The following is a 19,016-nucleotide window of genomic DNA, read 5'->3' as shown; positions in this document are numbered from 1 at the left end:
CCACAATAGATCGCGTAATCCTGTGGGAGCGGGCTTGCCCGCGAAGGCGCCCGACCAGACACCAAAGAATCCACCGGTTGTTCCCGGAGAACCGCAATGACTGACATTCCAATGTCCCCCGCCGAATTCGAAGCGGCCCTGCGCGCCAAGGGCGCCTACTACCACATCTATCACCCCTATCACGTGGCGATGTATGAAGGCCGGGCGACGCGCGAGCAGATCCAGGGCTGGGTCGCCAACCGCTTTTACTATCAGGTGAACATCCCGCTCAAGGATGCTGCGATCCTGGCCAACTGCCCGGACCGCGAAATCCGCCGCGAGTGGATTCAGCGCCTGCTGGACCATGACGGCGCCCCCGGTGAAGACGGCGGTATCGAAGCCTGGTTGCGTCTTGGGCAAGCCGTTGGCCTCGACCCGGATCAGCTGCGCTCTCAGGAACTGGTGCTGCCCGGCGTGCGTTTCGCCGTGGATGCCTACGTCAACTTCGCCCGCCGGGCCCGTTGGCAGGAAGCCGCCAGCAGCTCATTGACCGAGCTGTTCGCGCCGCAGATCCACCAATCGCGCCTCGACAGTTGGCCGCAGCATTACCCGTGGATCGACCCGGCCGGTTACGAATATTTCCGCACACGCCTGGGCCAGGCTCGCCGGGATGTGGAGCACGGTCTGGCGATCACGTTGCAGCATTACACTACGCGGGAAGGCCAGGAGCGCATGCTGGAAATTCTCCAGTTCAAACTGGACATTCTTTGGAGCATGCTCGATGCCATGAGCATGGCCTACGAACTGAACCGCCCGCCGTACCACAGCGTGACCGAACAGCGGGTCTGGCATAAAGGAATCACCTTATGAGTTTTGATCGCAGCAAAACCCCGACCTGGCGTCCCGGCTACCGTTTCCAGTACGAACCGGCGCAAAAAGGCCATGTGTTGCTCTACCCCGAAGGCATGATCAAACTCAACGATAGCGCCGCGCTGATCGGCGGTTTGATCGATGGCCAGCGAGATGTTGCGGCCATCATCGCCGAGCTCGACAAACAGTTCCCCGGCGTGCCCGAGCTCGGTGACGACATCGAGCAATTCATGGAGGTCGCCCGTGCTCAGCACTGGATCGAACTTGCCTGATTCCGCGTCAGGCAAGTTACCGCCCAAGCCCGAAATCGGCCTGCCGCTGTGGCTGCTGGCCGAACTGACCTACCGCTGCCCGCTGCAATGCCCGTATTGCTCCAATCCACTGGATTTCGCCGAGCAAGGCCAGGAGTTGACCACCGAGCAGTGGATCAAGGTCTTTCGCGAAGCCCGGGAAATGGGCGCGGCGCAGTTGGGCTTTTCCGGTGGTGAACCGCTGGTACGCCAGGACCTCGCCGAGTTGATCGCTGAGGCGCGCAAACTGGGGTTCTACACCAACCTGATCACCTCCGGCATCGGCCTCACCGAGCAGAAAATCAGCGACTTCAAAAAGGCCGGTCTGGACCACATCCAGATCAGTTTTCAAGCCAGCGACGAGCAGGTGAACAATCTGCTGGCCGGCTCGAAAAAGGCCTTCGCGCAAAAACTCGAAATGGCCCGTGCGGTGAAGGCACACGGCTATCCGATGGTGCTGAACTTCGTCACCCATCGGCACAACATCGACAAGATCGACCGGATCATCGAGCTGTGCATTGCCCTTGAGGCAGACTTCGTCGAACTCGCGACGTGCCAGTTCTACGGCTGGGCGCAGCTCAATCGGGTCGGCCTGTTGCCGACCAAAGAGCAACTGGTTCGCGCCGAACGCATCACCAACGAATACCGCGCCAAACTGGAAGCCGAAGGGCATCCGTGTAAGCTGATTTTCGTAACGCCGGACTATTACGAAGAACGTCCGAAAGCCTGCATGAACGGCTGGGGCAGTATTTTTCTGACGGTCACACCAGACGGAACCGCCCTGCCCTGTCATGGCGCCCGACAGCTGCCGGTGCAGTTTCCCAACGTGCGCGATCACAGCATGCAGCACATCTGGTACGACTCGTTCGGCTTCAACCGCTTTCGCGGTTACGACTGGATGCCCGAGCCGTGCCGCTCCTGCGACGAGAAAGAAAAGGACTTCGGCGGCTGCCGTTGCCAGGCGTTCATGCTCACGGGTGACGCGAGCAATGCCGACCCGGTGTGCAGCAAGTCGGAACATCACGGCGTGATCCTCAAGGCCCGCGAAGAAGCCGAGCACGCGACCCAGACCATCGAACAACTGGCCTTTCGCAATGAACGAAACTCACGCCTCATCGCCAAAAGCTGAACCCTTGAGCGCCGCCAGGGCCGTCGCGGCCGGTATCGACTTCGCCGAGTTGCAGGTCGGGCCACATGGCCTGTTCTGGAACGAGTACCGCCCCGAAGATGCTGCCTGCCGAGTCTGGCAGTGGCGCGACGGTCAGGCCCATTGCCTGACGCCACCCACGTTCAGTGCGCGCAGCCGGGTGTACGAATATGGCGGCGGCGCGTTTTGTCTGACCGATGACGGGCTGGTGTTCGTCAACGAGGCCGATCAGCAGCTGTATCGGCAATCACTGAGCGATGAGACACCTGAGGTGCTGACTTCAAGTGAATGCCGTTACGGCGATCTGCAGTTCGCCAACGGGCAAGTTCTGGCAGTGGAAGAGAATCGCGATCGGCATCGCCTGGTGGCGATCGATCTGGCAGATGGCCGACGCCATCTGCTGGCCGAGGGTGCCGATTTCTACGCGGCACCGACCCTGAGCCCCGATGGCCGGCGACTGGCCTGGATCGAGTGGAATCGCCCGGATCAGCCCTGGACCGCTACTCGCCTGATGGTTGCCGAACGCCAGAGCAATCACACCTTTGCGTCGCCGCGCTGTGTGGCCGGCGACGGTCCTCAGGAGTCGCTGCAACAACCGAGATTCGATGACAGCGGCCGTCTGTATTGTCTGACCGATCGCGGCGGTTTCTGGCAGCCGTGGGTGGAGTCGACCGACGGTCTGAGCCCACTCCCGAGCGCTGCTGCCGACCATGGACCGGCGCCCTGGCAATTGGGTGGTTGCACCTGGTTACCGTTGAGCGAAGACACTTATCTGGCGAGTTGGACCGAAGAGGGTTTTGGGCGACTGGGGCTTTGTCATGGCGATGGCTCCCGTGAGGATTTCACGGGCGACTACAGCCGCTTCCGCCATCTCGCACAGGATGACCAGTTCATCTACTGCATCACCGCTTCACCAGTCAGTTCGGCATCGGTGATTGCCATTGACCGCAAGACCCGGCAGGTGAAGACCCTCGCCGGTGGCGTTGTCCCCCTGCCGGCCGATCAAATCAGCCGCCCGCAAACCCTGCGTTATCCGAGCGGTTCGGGCGAGGCCCACGGGTTCTTCTACCCGGCAATGAACGACAATACGAAACCGCCCTTGGTGGTGTTCATTCACGGCGGACCGACGTCGGCCTGCTACCCGATGTTCGACCCGCGAATCCAGTATTGGGCACAACGGGGCTTCGCCGTGGCCGACCTCAATTACCGGGGTAGCAGTGGTTACGGCCGCGCTTATCGCCAGGCGCTGCATTTGAGCTGGGGCGATGTCGATGTAGAGGACGCCTGCGCGGTGGTCGACTACCTCGCCGAACGTGGACTGATCGACGGCAGTAAAGCGTTTATCCGCGGCGGTAGCGCCGGCGGGTATACCGCGTTGTGCGCACTGGCCTTTCACAAGGTGTTTCGTGCGGGCGCCAGCCTGTATGGCGTCAGCGATCCCGTTGCGCTGGGTCGTGTTACCCACAAGTTCGAAGGTGATTATCTGGACTGGTTGATCGGCGACCCGGTGCAGGACGCTGAGCGCTACGCAGCGCGCACGCCGCTGCTGCACGCGCACAACATCAGCGTTCCGATGATCTTCTTTCAGGGTGAACTGGACGCCGTGGTGGTGCCGCAACAGACCCGCGACATGGTCAAGGCGCTACAGGACAATGGCATTCTGGTCGAAGCGCATTACTACGGCGACGAACGCCATGGCTTTCGCAAGGCCGGCAACCAGGCCCATGCGCTGGAGCAGGAATGGTTGTTTTATCGGCGGGTGATGGAGTAGGTGGGCTGAAATCGTAGCGCCTCATTTAATCAACCTGCGGTGTTCGTCAGGGTTCAGTGCGATGCTTCAGGCCAGTATCTCCAGGCCGTGTTTCTGAACGATGCTCAGCAACTTCAGAGCCATACCGCTGGGGTGTTTGGCTCCCGCCTCCCATTGCTTGACCGTCGAAGCGCTGGTGTTCAGATAACGTGCAAACACTGGCTGGCTGACATTGTTACGTTCACGTAGCGCTTTGATCTGCTCAGCCGGGATCGCGTCCGGAACCGTTGCAAGACATGACTCGTCGAATTCACGCATGGTCGCCTTACTGATGGCACCGATGGCATACAAAGCACTGGCTGACTCGTGTACCGACTCAAACACGTCACTTTTGAATGTCTTACTCATGGGGTATCTCCACAAACTCCTTAGTGTCCAGCAAGTGCTGGACCTGCATCTCGGTCAATGTGCCATAAACCTTGGCTAATCCCCGCAGTTGAGTCAGCTCCGCAAGGCTGATATTGCTTCGATCCTTCTTGGCAAACAGCAATTGATAGATCCAATAATACCCACCCTTTGCCAGAACAATTGAGCGGTGGCGGTTGGCATTCAAACGTTTTTTCCAGACCCCGCCGCCGAGATTGTCCGCCTGGCCTTCGAGCATTTCGGTGAATGCCTCCCGAAGCTCTTCATCACCGACCCAAGCCTTACCGGCCTGCATCGCAAAACGCTTTGTCTTGAATAACCTCGGTGACATCGGCATCCCTTCCATAAAACATACCACTCAGTGGTATAGAACTCAAAGCCATTGCCACAACCATGTTGTTTCGCTGGCATCGGCACTCCTTGCCGACTCCTTCTAAAAAGCCATTGATCCCGCTATCGCTCAAGCACTGAAATGCCTTCGGCAAAACGCAGAGACAAAAAAACGCCCCACGCGAAAGGAATCAAACGTGGGGCGCTGCGTTATACCGCGAGACGGTTCGGAAATTCGTGTAGGGCGGGTCTGATCAGACCGCAATACCTTTGCGGCACTGCAGTTGCGCGGTGCGTACGCGGGAGAAGGCGCGGGCCAGGCGCAGGAGCATTTCGTCGATATTGGCCTTGCTGACGGTGAGGGCCGGGGTAAAGCGCAGGCAATCGGGTTGCGGAGCGTTGAGCAACAAGCCTTCATGCAACGCGGCTTTGACTACGGCGTCAGCTGAATCGTCGGACAGGGCAAGCCCCCAAAGCAGCCCTTGCCCACGCAATTCACCATGACCATAGCGATGGGCCAGACGACTCAGGCCTTCGCCCAGATGCTGAGCGGTTTCCCGCATATGATCGAGAAAGCCCTTGTCTTGCACGCTGTCGAGCACGACAAGCCCGGCGGCACTCATCAACGCATTGCCATGATGAGTGCCGCTCATTTCGCCGATTTCGAAACAACAGGCCTTGCCTCGCGCCAACAATGCCGCCAATGGCACGCCACCACCGAGCCCTTTGCCGAGCACCACGATATCTGCCCGTACGCCGTAGGACTGTTCGGCAAGCAATGTGCCGCAGCGACCGACGCCGGTTTGCACTTCGTCAAATATCAGCAGAATGCCAAGCTCACGACACAAGCGCTCGACACCCTTGAGGTAGTGCTCGGTGGCGGGAATCACCCCGGCCTCGCTCTGGATCGGTTCGAGCATGATCGCGACCGTCTGGGCATCCACGGCCGCATGCAAGCTGGGCAGGTCATTGAACGGGACATGGCTGAAGCCCGGCAACTGTGGCTCGAATCGGTTGATCAGATTCGAACTGTCCGACGCAGAAATCGTCCCGAGGCTACGGCCATGACAGCCTTTACTGGCCACAATGATCCGCGAAGCGCCGCCACGATGTTGCTGGCCCCATTTGCGCGCCAGTTTGATCGCCGCTTCACAGGCTTCGCTGCCACTGTTGAGCAGGTACGCCTGGTCACTGCCGGTACTGGCGCAGAGCCGGTCGGCGAGGTTGAGCATGCCGCGGTTGTGCAGTCCGAAACCCGGATTGATCAGCGACTGAGCCTGTTCAGCAATCGCTTTGACCAGCGCTGAAGGACTATGTCCGAGGCTATTGGCGCCGCCACCCTGTGAGAAATCCAGGTAAGCGCGGTCGTCGCTGTCCCACAACCAGGAGCCTTGGCCACGCACGAAAATCTGTTTCGGTCGTTCGACACAGGGCATCAGGCACTCGCTGGAAAAGTTGTCGCTTCTGGCCGGCAGGGAAGTGTCCATCGCCAGGTCATCAAGGCTCGGTGGCTTGCGTCGCAGGTTGAACAGATTCATCGGATAAAACCTCGTCCGAGGTTTTTTGCCTTGCCTATGTAAACACCATCGCTGTAAACGGTATTCATCGTGCTTTATGGCCCTGTAAGCCTTGTGAATGCGGTTAGACTAGGCGTAGGCAAGGCACTGAGCCATTTCGATTTCTCAGCATTTTCGATAAGTATTGCTTATGGATTTCAAACAACTGCGTTATTTCGTCGCGGTCTACGAAGAGGGCCACGTCGGTCGGGCCGCCGAGCGGCTTTCTATCTCCCAGCCTGCGTTGTCTCAGCAGATCCGCCAACTCGAACAGAACCTCGATGTAAGCCTGTTCGAACGCAGCAGCAAGCGTCTGCTGCCAACCCTGGCGGCCCACACGTTGTACAACCATGCCCTGCCCTTGCTCGATGGTTTGCAACGCGCGCGCGAAGCCTTGGGCAATTTCAAGGGCAAGGCGCTGCGAACCTTGGCCATTGGCGTACTGCAGACCGTCCACTCCAGCCTGGTGCCGCAAATGCTCGAACGCGTGCGCAAGGCACAGCCGCATCTGGTGGTGCAGATCTATGAACTGACCGGCCTGGAAATCGAGCGACGACTACTCAATGGTTCGCTGGACATCGGGATCAGTTACCTGCCGCCCCGTCAGCCGGGTTTGCACGGCGTGCCGTTGTACGAAGATGAGCTGACCCTTGTCATCCCGGCGGACCATCCGTTGCGCGAATTCAAGAAGGTCTCCATGAGCCAGGCGGCCGAGTTGCCCATGTTGCTGTTGGGTGAAGAGTTCCAGGTGCGGCAGATCTGGCAGGCACAATTGGCCAGTCTTGGGCGCCGGCCGCAGGTGCAGGCCGAGCTGAACAACATGGCGGGGATTCTCGACAGCCTGCCGCACACGCGGCTGGCGACTGTGCTGCCCGGACGCTCGCAAAAGACCCATGGCGACCAAGAGTTGCTGTGGAAACCACTGAGTGAGCCGCGGGTGCCGCTGAAAGTGGGGTTGGTGTGTCGGGATGTGCAGCGGCAACAGGCTTCGCTGGCGTTGTTGCGGACATTGCTGGAAGAGGTGATGGATGAACACTTGCGTAGCCCGACGGCCCTGGATGGGTTGAGCTGAACTTTTTTGCAGGCAAAAGAAAACCCCGCCGAAGCGGGGCTTTGCAGACTGTTTCCCTGACATCCATTTCACTCCGCCATCCTGGCAGAATCCTACGTGTCCGTGTTGTTGCTTTGCGCTTCCTGCGCGACGTCCATGTGAAGTAGATTAGCTCTGGATCCAATCTGCGCATATGGGAAAACAGCAGCACGTCATGTAAGAGAATGCTTACATGACGTTACAGACGTCAGAACTGTCCTGCGTCCAACAGGAACAACGATTCGCTTCCTGCCTTTACCGACGCGCTCAACGAATGAATACGTGGCAGCAGACGAGCGAAATAGAACCGCGCCGTACCCAGTTTGCTCGCGTAGAAATCGTCCTGCGCTTCTTTGCCGAAGGCTGCCTTGGCCATCAGTGCCCACATGTAGGCATAGGCGGTGTAACCGAATGCTTGTAGATACTCGACCGAAGCAGCGCCGATTTCGTTCGGGTTGTTTTTCGCCCGGTCCAGCAGCCAAGCGGTCAGATCGTCGAGGCTGCCCACTGCATCGTTCAGCGGTTTGGTGAACTCCGCCAAATCAGCACTGGCCGTCGCGGTGAAATGACGAATCTCGTCAGCGAACAGTTTGTAGAACGCCCCGCCGCTGCCGACGATCTTGCGCCCGACAAGGTCCAGCGCCTGAATACCATTGGTGCCTTCGTAGATCTGCGTGATACGCACGTCACGAACCAGTTGCTCCTGGCCCCACTCACGGATGTAGCCGTGGCCGCCAAAAATCTGCTGGCCATGAACCGTGGTTTCCAGCCCCAGGTCGGTCAGGAATGCCTTGGCAACAGGCGTCAACAGTGCAACCAGGTCTTCTGCGCGCTTGCGGGTGGTGGCGTCTTCGCTGAACTTGGCGGTGTCCAGTTGCATCGCCACGTAAGTGGAAAATGCACGGCCGCCTTCGTTCGAGGCTTTCATGGTCAGCAGCATGCGACGCACGTCCGGGTGGACGATGATCGGGTCAGCCACTTTGTCCTTGTTCTGCGCGCCGGTCGGCGAACGGCTCTGCAGGCGGTCGCGAGCGTATTCAATAGCGTTCTGGTAGGAACGTTCACCCGAGGCCAGGCCCTGGATACCGACACCCAGACGCTCGTAGTTCATCATGGTGAACATCGCCGCAAGGCCTTTGTTCGGCTCGCCAACCAGGTAACCCACGGCTTCGTCGAAGTTCATCACGCAGGTTGCGGACGCCTGGATACCCATCTTGTGTTCGATCGAACCACAGGTCGCCGGGTTGCGCGCACCGAGGCTGCCATCGGCATTGACCATAAACTTCGGCACCAGGAACAGCGAAATACCTTTCGGCCCTGCTGGCGCGTCCGGCAGTTTGGCCAGTACCAAGTGGATGATGTTCTCGGTCAGGTCGTGTTCGCCGCCGGTGATGAAGATCTTGGTTCCGCTGACCTTGTAGGAACCGTCAGCCTGAGGTTCGGCCTTGGTGCGGATAATCCCCAGGTCAGTGCCGGCGTGCGGCTCGGTCAGGCACATGGAACCGGCCCATACACCGGCGTACATGTTCGGCAGGTACGCGGCTTTCAGCTCTTCGCTGGCGTGGGCGTTGATCGACAGGCAGGCGCCGGCGGTCAGCATAGGGTACAGACCGAACGACAGGCTGGCGGAGTTGACCATTTCTTCGACCTGCGCCGAAACCGCCTTGGGCATGCCCATGCCGCCGTAGGTCGGATCGCCACCGACACCGACCCAACCGCCTTCAGCGTAGGTCTGATACGCCTGTGGGAAACCAGCCGGGGTGGTGACGGCACCGTCGGCCCAGTGGCAACCTTCTTCGTCAGCCGCTCGGCTCAGGGGCGCGATGCTTTTGCTGGTGACCTTGCCGGCTTCTTCCAGAATAGCTTCGACGGTTTCAGCATCGACGGTCTCGGCGAGCGCAGGCAGTTCGGCCCAGAGTTTGGCGACCTCGAAAACTTCATTGAGGACGAAGCGCATATCGCGCAGGGGCGCTTTGTAGTCAGCCATGGCAAACCTCGCAAGATCTAAACAGGTGGTTCGTAGGAATAGTGATTTCGTTGTGTCCGAGTGTACCTCAACAACTTTTACGACACATAGGGTCAGCCCATGACCAATTTGTTATTTTTAGTCACAGGCCTGTTCTTCATAAAGAAGCCCGCAGCAAGGCGGGCTTCTTTATGGCTGATTTGAATGATTAAAGTGCAAACAACTCCGCCGGCAACTTCATCAAACAGTCGCTACCCGCCTCGATGGCCGCCCGATGAGCAGCCGTCCGCGGCAATAAACGCTTGAAGTAAAACTCGCTGGTCGCCAGTTTGCCTCGGCAGTAATCGGCATCACCGCTGCCCGCCTCCAACTGCGACTGAGCTACCAGCGCCATGCGTAGCCACAGGTAGCCGTGGATGATGTAGCCGCAGTACATCAGGTAATCCACCGAAGCGGCGCCGACCTCATCCGGATTTTTCATCGCAGCCATGCCGATCCTGGTGGTCAATTCACCCCACTGCTGATTCAGATCGTTGAGTTGCGCCACATAACCGCCGAGTTGCGGGTGCTCAGCATTTGCCGCACAGAACTTGTGGACGATTCTGGTGAAGCCGCGCAGCAGTTTTCCCTGACTGCCAAGGACTTTGCGCCCCAGCAGATCCAGCGCCTGAATGCCGTTGGTGCCTTCGTAGATCGGCGCGATCCGGCAGTCGCGAACCAACTGCTCCATGCCCCACTCACGAATGAAACCGTGGCCGCCAAACACCTGCATGCCAAGGTTGGTCACCTCCAGCCCGGTGTCGGTCATGAAGGCTTTGCAGATCGGTGTGAGGAACGCCAGCAAATCCTCAGCGTCCTGACGCGCCGTTTCATCCGGGCTCATATGCGCAGCGTCCAGCAACTGTGCGGTGAGGTAAGTCAGTGCCCGGTTGCCCTCGTTGAAGGCCTTCATCGTCAGCAACATCCTGCGCACATCGGGATGAACGATGATCGGGTCGGCGGGTTTTTCCGGCGCTTTCGGGCCGGTCAGCGAGCGCATTTGCAGACGGTCGTTGGCGTATTTGACCGCGCCCTGGAAGCTCGCCTCCCCCAGACACAAACCTTGCATGCCGGTGCCGAGCCGCGCGTGGTTCATCATGGTGAACATGCAGTTCAGGCCCTTGTTCGGCTCACCGATCAAGAAGCCCTTGGCATCGTCGAAATTCAGCACGCAGGTGGCCGAGGCCTTGATGCCCATTTTGTGTTCGATCGAGCCGCAGGAAACGCCGTTGCGCTCGCCCGCCTCGCCCTCGGCATTGGGTAGGAATTTGGGCACGATAAACAGCGAAATACCTTTGGTCCCCGCTGGCGCGTCCGGCAGTTTGGCCAGCACCAGATGAATGATGTTGTCACTCATGTCGTGTTCGCCGGCGGAGATGAATATCTTGCTGCCGGAGATCGCGTAACTGCCGTCGGCCTGAGGCACGGCGCGGGTCTTGATGATGCCCAGATCGGTGCCGCAATGAGCTTCGGTCAGGCACATGGTGCCGGTCCATTGGCCTGCGGTGAGCTTGCTCAGGTAGGTCTGTTTCTGTTCTTCAGTGCCATGGGCATGGATGGCCGACATCGCACCGTGGGTCAGGCCAGGGTACATGCCCCAGGACGTATTGCTGGAGCCGATCATTTCGCTGATAACCAGTCCCAGAGAACTTGGCAAGCCCTGGCCACCGTAAGCCGGGTCCGCCGCCAGCCCATGCCAGCCGCCTTCCACGTACTGTGCGAATGCTTGCTTGAAACCTGTAGGCGTTGTGACCACTCCGTTGTCGAAATGGCAGCCTTCTTCGTCGCCGCTGCGGTTCAGCGGTGCGAGAACGTTCTCACAGAACTTCGCGCCTTCTTCGAGGATCGCATTGACCATGTCCGGGCTGGCATCGGTGGCCCCCAGCGCGGCGTAATTGCGGTGAAAATCGAAGACGTGATCGATCAGAAAGCGCATGTCGCGCAGGGGAGCTTTGTACTCGGGCATGGTCATTTCTCCGGCAGCAGATGGCTCAAACCTACTGCCGTGCATCACACCTCACAATCACAGTCCAGACGCTGAATGCGCCATCATCACTCAACCCGCAGCAGCGTCCATGCGCACTGCGCCACGGCGGTTCTGACCGAAGGCCATCACACAGTTTCGCCCCGCGCCCTTGGCGCTGTAGAGCGCCTGGTCGGCGGATTTGAGCACTTCTTCGGGGGTGCGTTGTTCCAGGCGTTCGGCGACGCCGATGCTGACGGTGACCGAAACACTCGAGGCACCCGAACCCGCGCGACGCTGGCGTCCCTGCTGGTCATCCTGGGGACGGCTGTCCTGATTGCGCAGCTGGATGTTGTAAGTGGCAATGGATTCGCGGATGACCTCCAGATGCGGCATGCACTCTTCGAGGGTCTTGCCTGCGAACACCAAGGCAAATTCCTCACCGCCGTAGCGATATGCCCTACCCCCACCGCTGATTTTCGACAGCTTGCTGGCGACCAGACGCAACACTTGGTCGCCGACATCGTGGCCGTGGGTGTCGTTGAATTTCTTGAAGTGGTCGACGTCGCTCATCGCCAGCACGTAATTGCGCCCCAGCCGTTGCATGCGCTCGTTCAGGGCGCGGCGCCCCGGCAGGCCGGTGAGTTCGTCGCGGAAAGCCATCTGATAGGCCTCATGGGCAACTGCGGCGGCAATCATCAACATCACCTGGCTGCACATGATGTTGAGGGTGAAGGGCAGGATGAAGGTTTTCGGCAACATCCAGAACAATCCCAACAGCCCCACCAATTGCGCAGCGTGCAAGGGTCTTGGGTTGCGCCAGTATTGCCAGGCCAATAACAGGAACGAGGCGATGAACACGGGATAAGACAATTGGATCAGGCTCATCCACGCACCATGCAACGCCGGCCAGCGGATCTCCGACAGCCACATCAGCAGCGCCTGTGGGTAACTTTGCTCCAGCCCCAGCGCCACACTGCCGAACGCCAGCAACACAGCGAAACGCGCCACCATGTCCTGGAACAGGTGAGTACGCTCTTGCCAGGCAGCGAACAAGCCAAACAGCAACGGCAACAACAGACAGCACAGATGGAACACCACCGCGGCGTCTTCACGAACCTTGCCGTTGTCGCGGTAATAGTCAGTCTGGGTGTCGAGCAGAAAGTAGGCGATGTACACCGTGACCATCAAAAACAGTTCACGCTGACGTCGATAAACCGCGCAATACGCACCGCCGAGCAACAGCACCAGAGTGGGCAGCACGTTGAACAGCGAAGTGAAGAAGACGTTGAGATCCTTGACGTAGGCAGCCGCAAGCCCCGCGAGCAACAACAGCAGCGATGGCAAAAAATGGCTGAAACGTACAGCGGAAGAACGCGGCAAGGGTAAAGCTCCGACCCGGCAAACAAAGATGGCATTGTGCCTGCATTTGGAGCAGCTAAGCACGTGCAATGTGACACGTGTCACATCGCAGCCTCTTTAACGGCAGCAAAGTCGTTCTTCTTAGCGTTTTAGTCAGGAATATTTAAAGACGTGATCGTTTGCGTCAGGCATAAAAAAGCCGCTGTTTCCGAAGAAGCAGCGGCTTTGTGAAGAGACTGCGTAGGGCTTAGTAACCCAGTGCGAAGTCTTCTTCTTTCATGTCCATCAGGTTGTTGGCGCCCGACAGCATGGTTGCAACGTGAGTGCGGGTACGCGGCAGGATGCGCTGGAAGTAGAAGCGCGCAGTCTGCAGCTTGGCGGTGTAGAACGCCTCTTCGGTGGTACCGGCAGCCAGTTTCTCGGCCGCCAGACGCGCCATGTCAGCCCAGAAGTAGGCCAGGCAGGCGTAACCGGAGTACATCAGGTAGTCCACGGATGCTGCGCCGACTTCTTCGCGATCTTTCATGGCCGCCATACCGACCTTCATGGTCAGCTCGCCCCATTCTTTGTTCAGCGCAGCCAATGGCTCGACGAACTCTTTGACCGCGTCATTGCCTTCGTTGCTCTGGCAGAACTTGTGAACGATCTTGGTGAAGCCCTTGAGCGCTTCGCCTTGAGTCATCAGCACTTTACGGCCCAGCAGGTCGAGTGCCTGGATGCCGGTGGTGCCTTCGTACAGCATCGAAATACGGCTGTCGCGAACGTTCTGCTCCATGCCCCACTCGGCGATGAAGCCGTGGCCACCGTAGATCTGCACGCCGTGGTTGGCGGATTCGAAACCGACTTCAGTCATGAAGGCTTTGGCGATCGGCGTCATGAAGGCCAGCAATGCGTCGGCTTTCTTCTTCTCTTCTTCATCGACGCCGTATTTGACGATGTCGACTTGCTTGGCGGTGAAGTAAACCATCGCACGGTTGCCTTCGGCGAACGCCTTCATGGTCAACAGCATGCGACGTACATCAGGGTGAACGATGATCGGGTCAGCGGCTTTGTCCGGCGCTTTCGGGCCAGTCAGGGAGCGCATTTGCAGGCGATCGCGAGCGTATTTCAGGCCGCCCTGGAAGCCGATCTCGGCGTGTGCCAGACCTTGCAGCGCGGTACCCAGACGTGCGGTGTTCATAAAGGTGAACATGCAGTTCAGGCCTTTGTTAGCCGGGCCGATCAGGTAACCGGTGGCCGCGTCGAAGTTCATCACGCAGGTGGCGTTGCCGTGGATGCCCATCTTGTGTTCCAGGGAACCGCAGCTCACCGCGTTGCGCGCGCCGATCGAGCCATCTGCGTTCGGCAGGAATTTCGGCACGATGAACAGCGAAATGCCTTTGGTGCCGGCAGGTGCGTCCGGCAGACGTGCCAGAACGATGTGGACGATGTTGTCGGCCATATCGTGCTCACCGGCCGAGATGAAGATCTTGGTGCCGGACACTTTGTAGGAGCCGTCGGCCTGAGGTTCAGCCTTGGTGCGCAACATGCCCAGGTCAGTGCCGCAGTGCGGTTCGGTCAGGCACATGGTGCCGGTCCATTCGCCGGAAACCAGTTTGGTCAGGTAAGCCTCTTGCTGCTCAGGCGTGCCATGTTCGGAAATGGTGTTCATCGCGCCATGGGACAGGCCTGGGTACATGCCCCACGACCAGTTGGCCTCGCCAACCATTTCGCTGACAGCCAGCCCCAGAGACTCTGGCAAACCCTGGCCGCCGTGCTCTACGTCGTGAGCCAGGCTTGGCCAGCCGCCTTCGACGAATTGCTTGTAGGCTTCTTTGAAGCCGGTCGGGGTTTTAACGCCGGACTCGCTCCAGGTGCAGCCTTCGGTGTCACCCACGCGGTTCAGCGGCGCCAGCACCTGCTCACAAAACTTGGCGCCTTCTTCGAGAATGGCGTCAACCATGTCCGGAGTTGCGTCCTGGCAAGCCGGAAGGCTCTGATAGTGCGCTTCGTAGCCGAGCAGTTCGTCACGAACGAAGCGAATATCACGCAAGGGGGCCTTGTAGTCAGGCATAGCGATAAACCTCTGCTGATGTAACCGGGAATGAACGACCGTGGTGATTTGTTGTAACGGTCAAACAGTTGTTTGAAACATACGTTTACGCCCAAATCTTGTCAAGCGCCGATCTTTTGCCGTTCGTCTTCGATCTATGAAAATCTTGGGCGCGCAGTGGCGCAACGTCGTTGATTGAGCAACACGTCATGTAGGAGAGATTAGTTGAGGGAGAAGGACTTACGCAGAAAAACGCCGCGGACAGGCGCGGCGCTGGGATAGTGAATTCAGTGAGGAATCAGGCGAAGGTATCGATCAACGTACCGAGCATTTCATCGGAGGCCTTGGCGACTTTGACGCCAAGTTCCACCTGGAACTTGCCTTGAGACATCTCGACCACATTACTGGCCAGATCCGATTGCTGGCTGCGATCTACCGAGCGTAGACGATCGACCTGAACCTCAGAGGATTGACTGGTGACCGAACGCTCGATGGTGTTGTTGGCGATCTGCCCCGAAGCCTGATCGACGCGGCTCTGCCCTGTCTGAATAGTGCTCAGACCGGCATAGAAAGCGGTGTTTCCTGAGATTTCCATGGGAGAACTCGTCCTACAAAGGATCAACAGCGGCCATTGAACCAGACACGCCGCTAAAAGGCCCGACAAAAACACTAATGGCACAGTGCCTTATCATAGGTAAAACCCACGCCATAAACGTCAGTCCAGCAGATCCAGCTGTAGATGTTCGGCCACCGCTTCGGCCGTCACCGACTTGAGTTTCGGCACCCGCCCCAAGCACGGCGCGGGAATCCGCTCGGCCAGCGTCGCCAGGTTCTCTTCAAGACGCGAGGTCTTCGGATCGATGATGTTCGCCACCCACCCCGCCAACTGCAAACCATCGCGAGCAATTGCCTCGGCCGTCAGCAGCGCATGGTTGATGCAGCCCAGGCGCACGCCGACCACCAGGATCACCGGCAGATCCAGCGCCATGGCCAGATCTGACAGATTGTCTTGATCCGCCAACGGCACTCGCCAGCCGCCAGCGCCTTCGATCAAGGTGAAGTCCGCCTGCAGATCGAGAACCTGCCGCATTGGTGCCAGCAACGATTGCACGGTCAGCGCCACGCCAGCCTCCCGCGCCGCCAGATGCGGTGCGATCGCCGGCTCGAACGCGACCGGATTGACCTGATCGTAGGTCAACGGTATCGAGCATTCAGCCAGCAGTGCCAGTGCGTCGGCGTTGCGTAATCCCTTGGGCGTCAGCTCACACCCGGAGGCTACCGGCTTACCCGCCGCGGTGCTCAAGCCTGACAATCGCGCGGCATGCAGCAAACCTGCGGCGACGGTGGTCTTGCCGACATCGGTGTCAGTACCGGTGATGAAATAGGCTGCGCTCATAAGGGTTTCTCCAGAACGGCGTAAACCACTTGATAAGTCGCCGGCAGTCCCTGTGCCTGACGAAACTGCTCGTAAGCCTCGATCAAGCCGAGGATTCGCGCCCTGCCGGTCAAACCGCCCGGCCGACCGGGGTTCAGGTTATGCGCCCCGAGAGCCTTGAGCTCATGGGTCAGGCTGCGGACATCGGGGTAATGCAACACATGTGGATGTGTTTCAAGGCTGATGACCTTCAAGCCACTGCCCGCGCAAAGCTGCTGGTAAACACCGAACTCGCGGAAGCGGTTGACGTGCACCATGCCATCCACCTGACGCCAGCTGTCGCGCAATTCGTACAGAGTCCCTACACACAGACTAGCAAACGCGAAAATACCGCCCGGTTTCAGCACCCGATTCGCTTCGTTGAGCACCGAGGCGAAATCCGCGCACCATTGCACCGCCAGGCTGGAGAAGACCAGGTCGCAGGTCGAATCCTGCAACGGCAAGCGTTCGGCATCACCGGCGATGAAATGGTTGGCGCCGCCCAAGGGACGGGCGTGATTGAGCATCCCCTCTGCGATATCAAGGGCCAGCCCGTTGCCGGCAGGAAAACGCTCACCGAGCGCACGGCTGAAATACCCGGTGCCACAACCCATGTCCAGCCATCGACCCGGGACAAAATCCTCCGGTAAGCGACGCAACAATTCATTGCCAACGTCGCGCTGCAATTCGGCCACGCTGTCGTAGCTCGCTGCCGCTCGGGAAAAGGACGCCGCTACCTGGCGTTTATCGGGCAAGCCGCCGGGCAGGTTGGGAAGGGACAAATCAGTCATCACCGGACTCATGCAAAAAGGCCTGAATCGCCCCCGCCACACCATGGGGGTCTTCCAGAAGAAACGCGTGGCTGGCCTGTTCAATCAGACCGATTTCGACATCCGGCAGCAGCGCCAGCAAATCCCCCGCCGCTTCGGCCGGGACCAATCCGTCGAGGCCACCGAACAAGTGCAATTGCGGACCACGAAACGCCTGCAACGCTTGCCGGGTATCCAGCTGTGCAAGCAACTCCAGGCCGCTCATCAGCACCGATGGAGACGAAAGCGGTGCGCCAGCGAGCAACAGCCGCGATAGCCCGCGCGGGTCTGCGGCACCTTGGGTGCACAGCAGCGAGAAACGTTTCAACGTTATGCCTGGGTCGACTTTGCAACCGGCCAGAAACGCGTCGAAGGTCTCGCCGGGCATCCCGCTCGACCACTGCTCATGGGCGACAAAAGAAGGATTACTCGCCAGGGTCACCAAACCGCAGCAACGGTCACCACGCTTCGCCGCCAATTCGGACGCCAGCATGCCGCCCAATGACCAGCCACCGAGCCAGGCATCCTGGGGCAGCGTCGAATCCAGTTCATCGAGCCATTCTTCAAGGTCGCTCGATTCCAGTTCCGGCAGTGGTTCGATTTCGACGCGCAGATGCTCATCCAGGCCTTGCAAGGCAGCCGCCAAGGGTTCCAGCGGAGAAATCCCGAGCCCCCAGCCCGGCAGCAGAATCAGACGATCACGCATGGCTTGGCTCCGGTCCCAGTTGTTGAAAACAATCGGCCAGTCCATTTAACAATAGCTGTACCTGAGCCTCGGTGTGGGCTGCGGTCAAGGTCACACGCAAACGGGCGCTACCGGCAGGCACGGTCGGTGGGCGGATCGCAGTCACCATCAGGCCGCGCTCACGCAGCATCTGAGACAACCGGACCGCGCGCCCGGCATCGCCAATCATGATCGGCTGGATCGGCGTGAAGCTGTCCATCAACTCCAGGCCAATCTGTTCGGCACCCTCGCGGAACTGGCGAATCAGCGCCTGCAAATGCTCACGTCGCCAGTGTTCTCTGCGCAACAACTCCAGGCTTTTCAGCGTCGCGCAGGCCAGCGCCGGCGGTTGGCTGGTGGTGTAGATGTAAGGACGAGCGAACTGGATCAGGCTCTCGATCAACTCTTCACTGCCAGCCACAAAAGCACCGGCCGTACCGAACGCCTTGCCGAGAGTGCCGACCAGCACCGGCACGTCATCCTGGCTCAGGCCAAAATGCTCGACGATCCCACCGCCATTGGCGCCCAGCGGACCAAAGCCGTGAGCATCATCGACCATCAACCAGGCACCCTTGGCCTTGGCTTCCCGCGCCAGCGCCGGCAGATCGGCGATGTCGCCGTCCATGCTGAACACACCGTCGGTGACCACCAGCGTATTGCCGGTGGCCTTCTCAAGGCGCTTGGCCAGACTGGCCGCGTCGTTATGCAGGTAGCGATTGAAACGCGCCCCGGACAGCAACCCGGCATCCAGCAGTGACGCGTGATTGAGTCGGTCTTCCAGCACCGTATCGCCCTGCCCGACCAATGCGGTGACCGCGCCGAGGTTGGCCATGTAGCCGGTAGTGAACAGCAGTGCGCGTGGGCGGCCGGTGAATTCGGCAAGGGCTTCTTCCAGCGCGTGATGTGGGCCACTGTGGCCAATCACCAGATGCGAAGCACCACCGCCCACACCCCAACGCGACGCGCCGGCGCGCCAGGCTTCGATCACTTGCGGGTGATTGGCCAGGCCCAGGTAATCGTTGTTACAGAACGCCAGCAACGGCTGACCATCGACCACCACTTCCGGGCCTTGAGGGCTTTCGAGCAGCGGGCGCTGGCGATAAAGGTTTTCAGCACGACGGGCAGCAAGGCGTGCGGCGAGATCGAAAGACATGCAGGCCTCGAAGGTCAGATATGGGGAGCTATCCTGACTTGTCTGGAGACCGAGTCACGGCCATCGCGGGCAAGCCACGCTCCCACAGGTTGAGCGCGGTTAATGTGGGAGCGGGC

17 protein-coding genes are annotated in these 19,016 nt (G+C 59.4%); 5 read left to right on the top strand and 12 right to left on the bottom strand.

Annotated elements, in window-relative coordinates; translation table 11 throughout:
- Positions 1-96 precede the first annotated feature (96 nt).
- Genes pqqC through AC30D7_RS18790 form a run of 4 tightly spaced genes read left to right on the top strand, consistent with a single transcriptional unit; the run spans position 97 to position 4,057 of the window.
- The gene (gene pqqC, locus AC30D7_RS18805; protein ID WP_490135067.1) at positions 97-849 is read left to right on the top strand and encodes a pyrroloquinoline-quinone synthase PqqC; all 753 of its coding nucleotides are present in this window, start codon (positions 97-99) and stop codon (positions 847-849) included.
- Positions 846-1,121: a pyrroloquinoline quinone biosynthesis peptide chaperone PqqD gene (gene pqqD / locus AC30D7_RS18800; RefSeq protein WP_019580716.1), complete on the top strand. Its 276-nt coding sequence runs from the start codon at positions 846-848 to the stop codon at positions 1,119-1,121. The genes pqqC and pqqD overlap by 4 nt, the downstream gene beginning before the upstream one ends.
- Positions 1,114-2,268, top strand: a complete 1,155-nt coding sequence (gene pqqE, locus AC30D7_RS18795) for a pyrroloquinoline quinone biosynthesis protein PqqE (protein WP_490135066.1) — start codon at positions 1,114-1,116, stop codon at positions 2,266-2,268. The genes pqqD and pqqE overlap by 8 nt, the downstream gene beginning before the upstream one ends.
- Positions 2,234-4,057, top strand: coding sequence for a S9 family peptidase (locus AC30D7_RS18790; protein ID WP_490135065.1), 1,824 nt, complete (start codon positions 2,234-2,236; stop codon positions 4,055-4,057). Before pqqE ends, AC30D7_RS18790 begins: the two co-directional genes overlap by 35 nt.
- Positions 4,058-4,123: 66 nt before the next feature.
- On the opposite strand, the gene AC30D7_RS18785 is transcribed toward AC30D7_RS18790, so the two are convergent.
- The 3 genes from AC30D7_RS18785 to AC30D7_RS18775 form a co-directional block, all read right to left on the bottom strand.
- Positions 4,124-4,444, bottom strand: coding sequence for a helix-turn-helix domain-containing protein (locus AC30D7_RS18785; protein ID WP_490135064.1), 321 nt, complete (start codon positions 4,442-4,444; stop codon positions 4,124-4,126).
- Positions 4,437-4,793, bottom strand: a complete 357-nt coding sequence (locus tag AC30D7_RS18780; protein WP_490135111.1) for a type II toxin-antitoxin system RelE/ParE family toxin — start codon at positions 4,791-4,793, stop codon at positions 4,437-4,439. Before AC30D7_RS18780 ends, AC30D7_RS18785 begins: the two co-directional genes overlap by 8 nt.
- Before the next feature lie 253 nt (positions 4,794-5,046).
- A complete protein-coding gene (locus AC30D7_RS18775) occupies positions 5,047-6,330 on the bottom strand; it encodes an aspartate aminotransferase family protein (RefSeq protein ID WP_490135063.1) in 1,284 nt (427 codons plus the stop codon).
- A gap of 169 nt (positions 6,331-6,499) precedes the next feature.
- Between AC30D7_RS18775 and AC30D7_RS18770 the strand changes: the two genes are divergently transcribed.
- Positions 6,500-7,420, top strand: coding sequence for a LysR family transcriptional regulator (locus AC30D7_RS18770; RefSeq protein WP_028940266.1), 921 nt, complete (start codon positions 6,500-6,502; stop codon positions 7,418-7,420).
- 226 nt (positions 7,421-7,646) lie between these two features.
- Here AC30D7_RS18770 and AC30D7_RS18765 read toward each other — a convergent pair whose 3' ends face one another.
- The 9 genes from AC30D7_RS18765 to bioF all read right to left on the bottom strand — a co-directional run bounded on the left by AC30D7_RS18765 (position 7,647) and on the right by bioF (position 18,900).
- Positions 7,647-9,425, bottom strand: a complete 1,779-nt coding sequence (locus tag AC30D7_RS18765; protein ID WP_490135062.1) for an acyl-CoA dehydrogenase C-terminal domain-containing protein — start codon at positions 9,423-9,425, stop codon at positions 7,647-7,649.
- Between the two features lie 187 nt (positions 9,426-9,612).
- Complete coding sequence (locus tag AC30D7_RS18760) at positions 9,613-11,409, bottom strand: acyl-CoA dehydrogenase C-terminal domain-containing protein (protein WP_490135061.1); 1,797 nt, start codon at positions 11,407-11,409, stop codon at positions 9,613-9,615.
- Positions 11,410-11,499: 90 nt separating this feature from the next.
- A complete protein-coding gene (locus AC30D7_RS18755) occupies positions 11,500-12,789 on the bottom strand; it encodes a GGDEF domain-containing protein (RefSeq protein ID WP_018928822.1) in 1,290 nt (429 codons plus the stop codon).
- Between the two features lie 226 nt (positions 12,790-13,015).
- On the bottom strand, positions 13,016-14,821 hold the full coding sequence (locus tag AC30D7_RS18750; protein ID WP_007936490.1) for a phenylacyl-CoA dehydrogenase: 1,806 nt from the start codon (positions 14,819-14,821) through the stop codon (positions 13,016-13,018).
- Positions 14,822-15,098: 277 nt separating this feature from the next.
- Positions 15,099-15,395 carry a hypothetical protein gene (locus AC30D7_RS18745; RefSeq protein ID WP_018928821.1) on the bottom strand — a complete coding sequence of 99 codons (297 nt, stop codon included), beginning with the start codon at positions 15,393-15,395 and terminating at the stop codon, positions 15,099-15,101.
- 120 nt (positions 15,396-15,515) lie between these two features.
- A complete protein-coding gene (bioD, locus tag AC30D7_RS18740) occupies positions 15,516-16,196 on the bottom strand; it encodes a dethiobiotin synthase (RefSeq protein WP_018928820.1) in 681 nt (226 codons plus the stop codon).
- Positions 16,193-17,005 carry a malonyl-ACP O-methyltransferase BioC gene (bioC, locus tag AC30D7_RS18735; protein WP_028940262.1) on the bottom strand — a complete coding sequence of 271 codons (813 nt, stop codon included), beginning with the start codon at positions 17,003-17,005 and terminating at the stop codon, positions 16,193-16,195. The genes bioD and bioC overlap by 4 nt, the downstream gene beginning before the upstream one ends.
- Complete coding sequence (locus AC30D7_RS18730; protein ID WP_019580705.1) at positions 16,998-17,729, bottom strand: alpha/beta fold hydrolase; 732 nt, start codon at positions 17,727-17,729, stop codon at positions 16,998-17,000. The genes bioC and AC30D7_RS18730 overlap by 8 nt, the downstream gene beginning before the upstream one ends.
- Positions 17,722-18,900: an 8-amino-7-oxononanoate synthase gene (gene bioF, locus AC30D7_RS18725; protein ID WP_490135060.1), complete on the bottom strand. Its 1,179-nt coding sequence runs from the start codon at positions 18,898-18,900 to the stop codon at positions 17,722-17,724. The genes AC30D7_RS18730 and bioF overlap by 8 nt, the downstream gene beginning before the upstream one ends.
- Between the last annotated feature and the right edge of the window lie 116 nt (positions 18,901-19,016).

The sequence above is a fragment of the Pseudomonas sp. DF5 genome (assembly GCF_058148225.1).
This window is presented reverse-complemented; position numbering and strand designations above follow the sequence as displayed.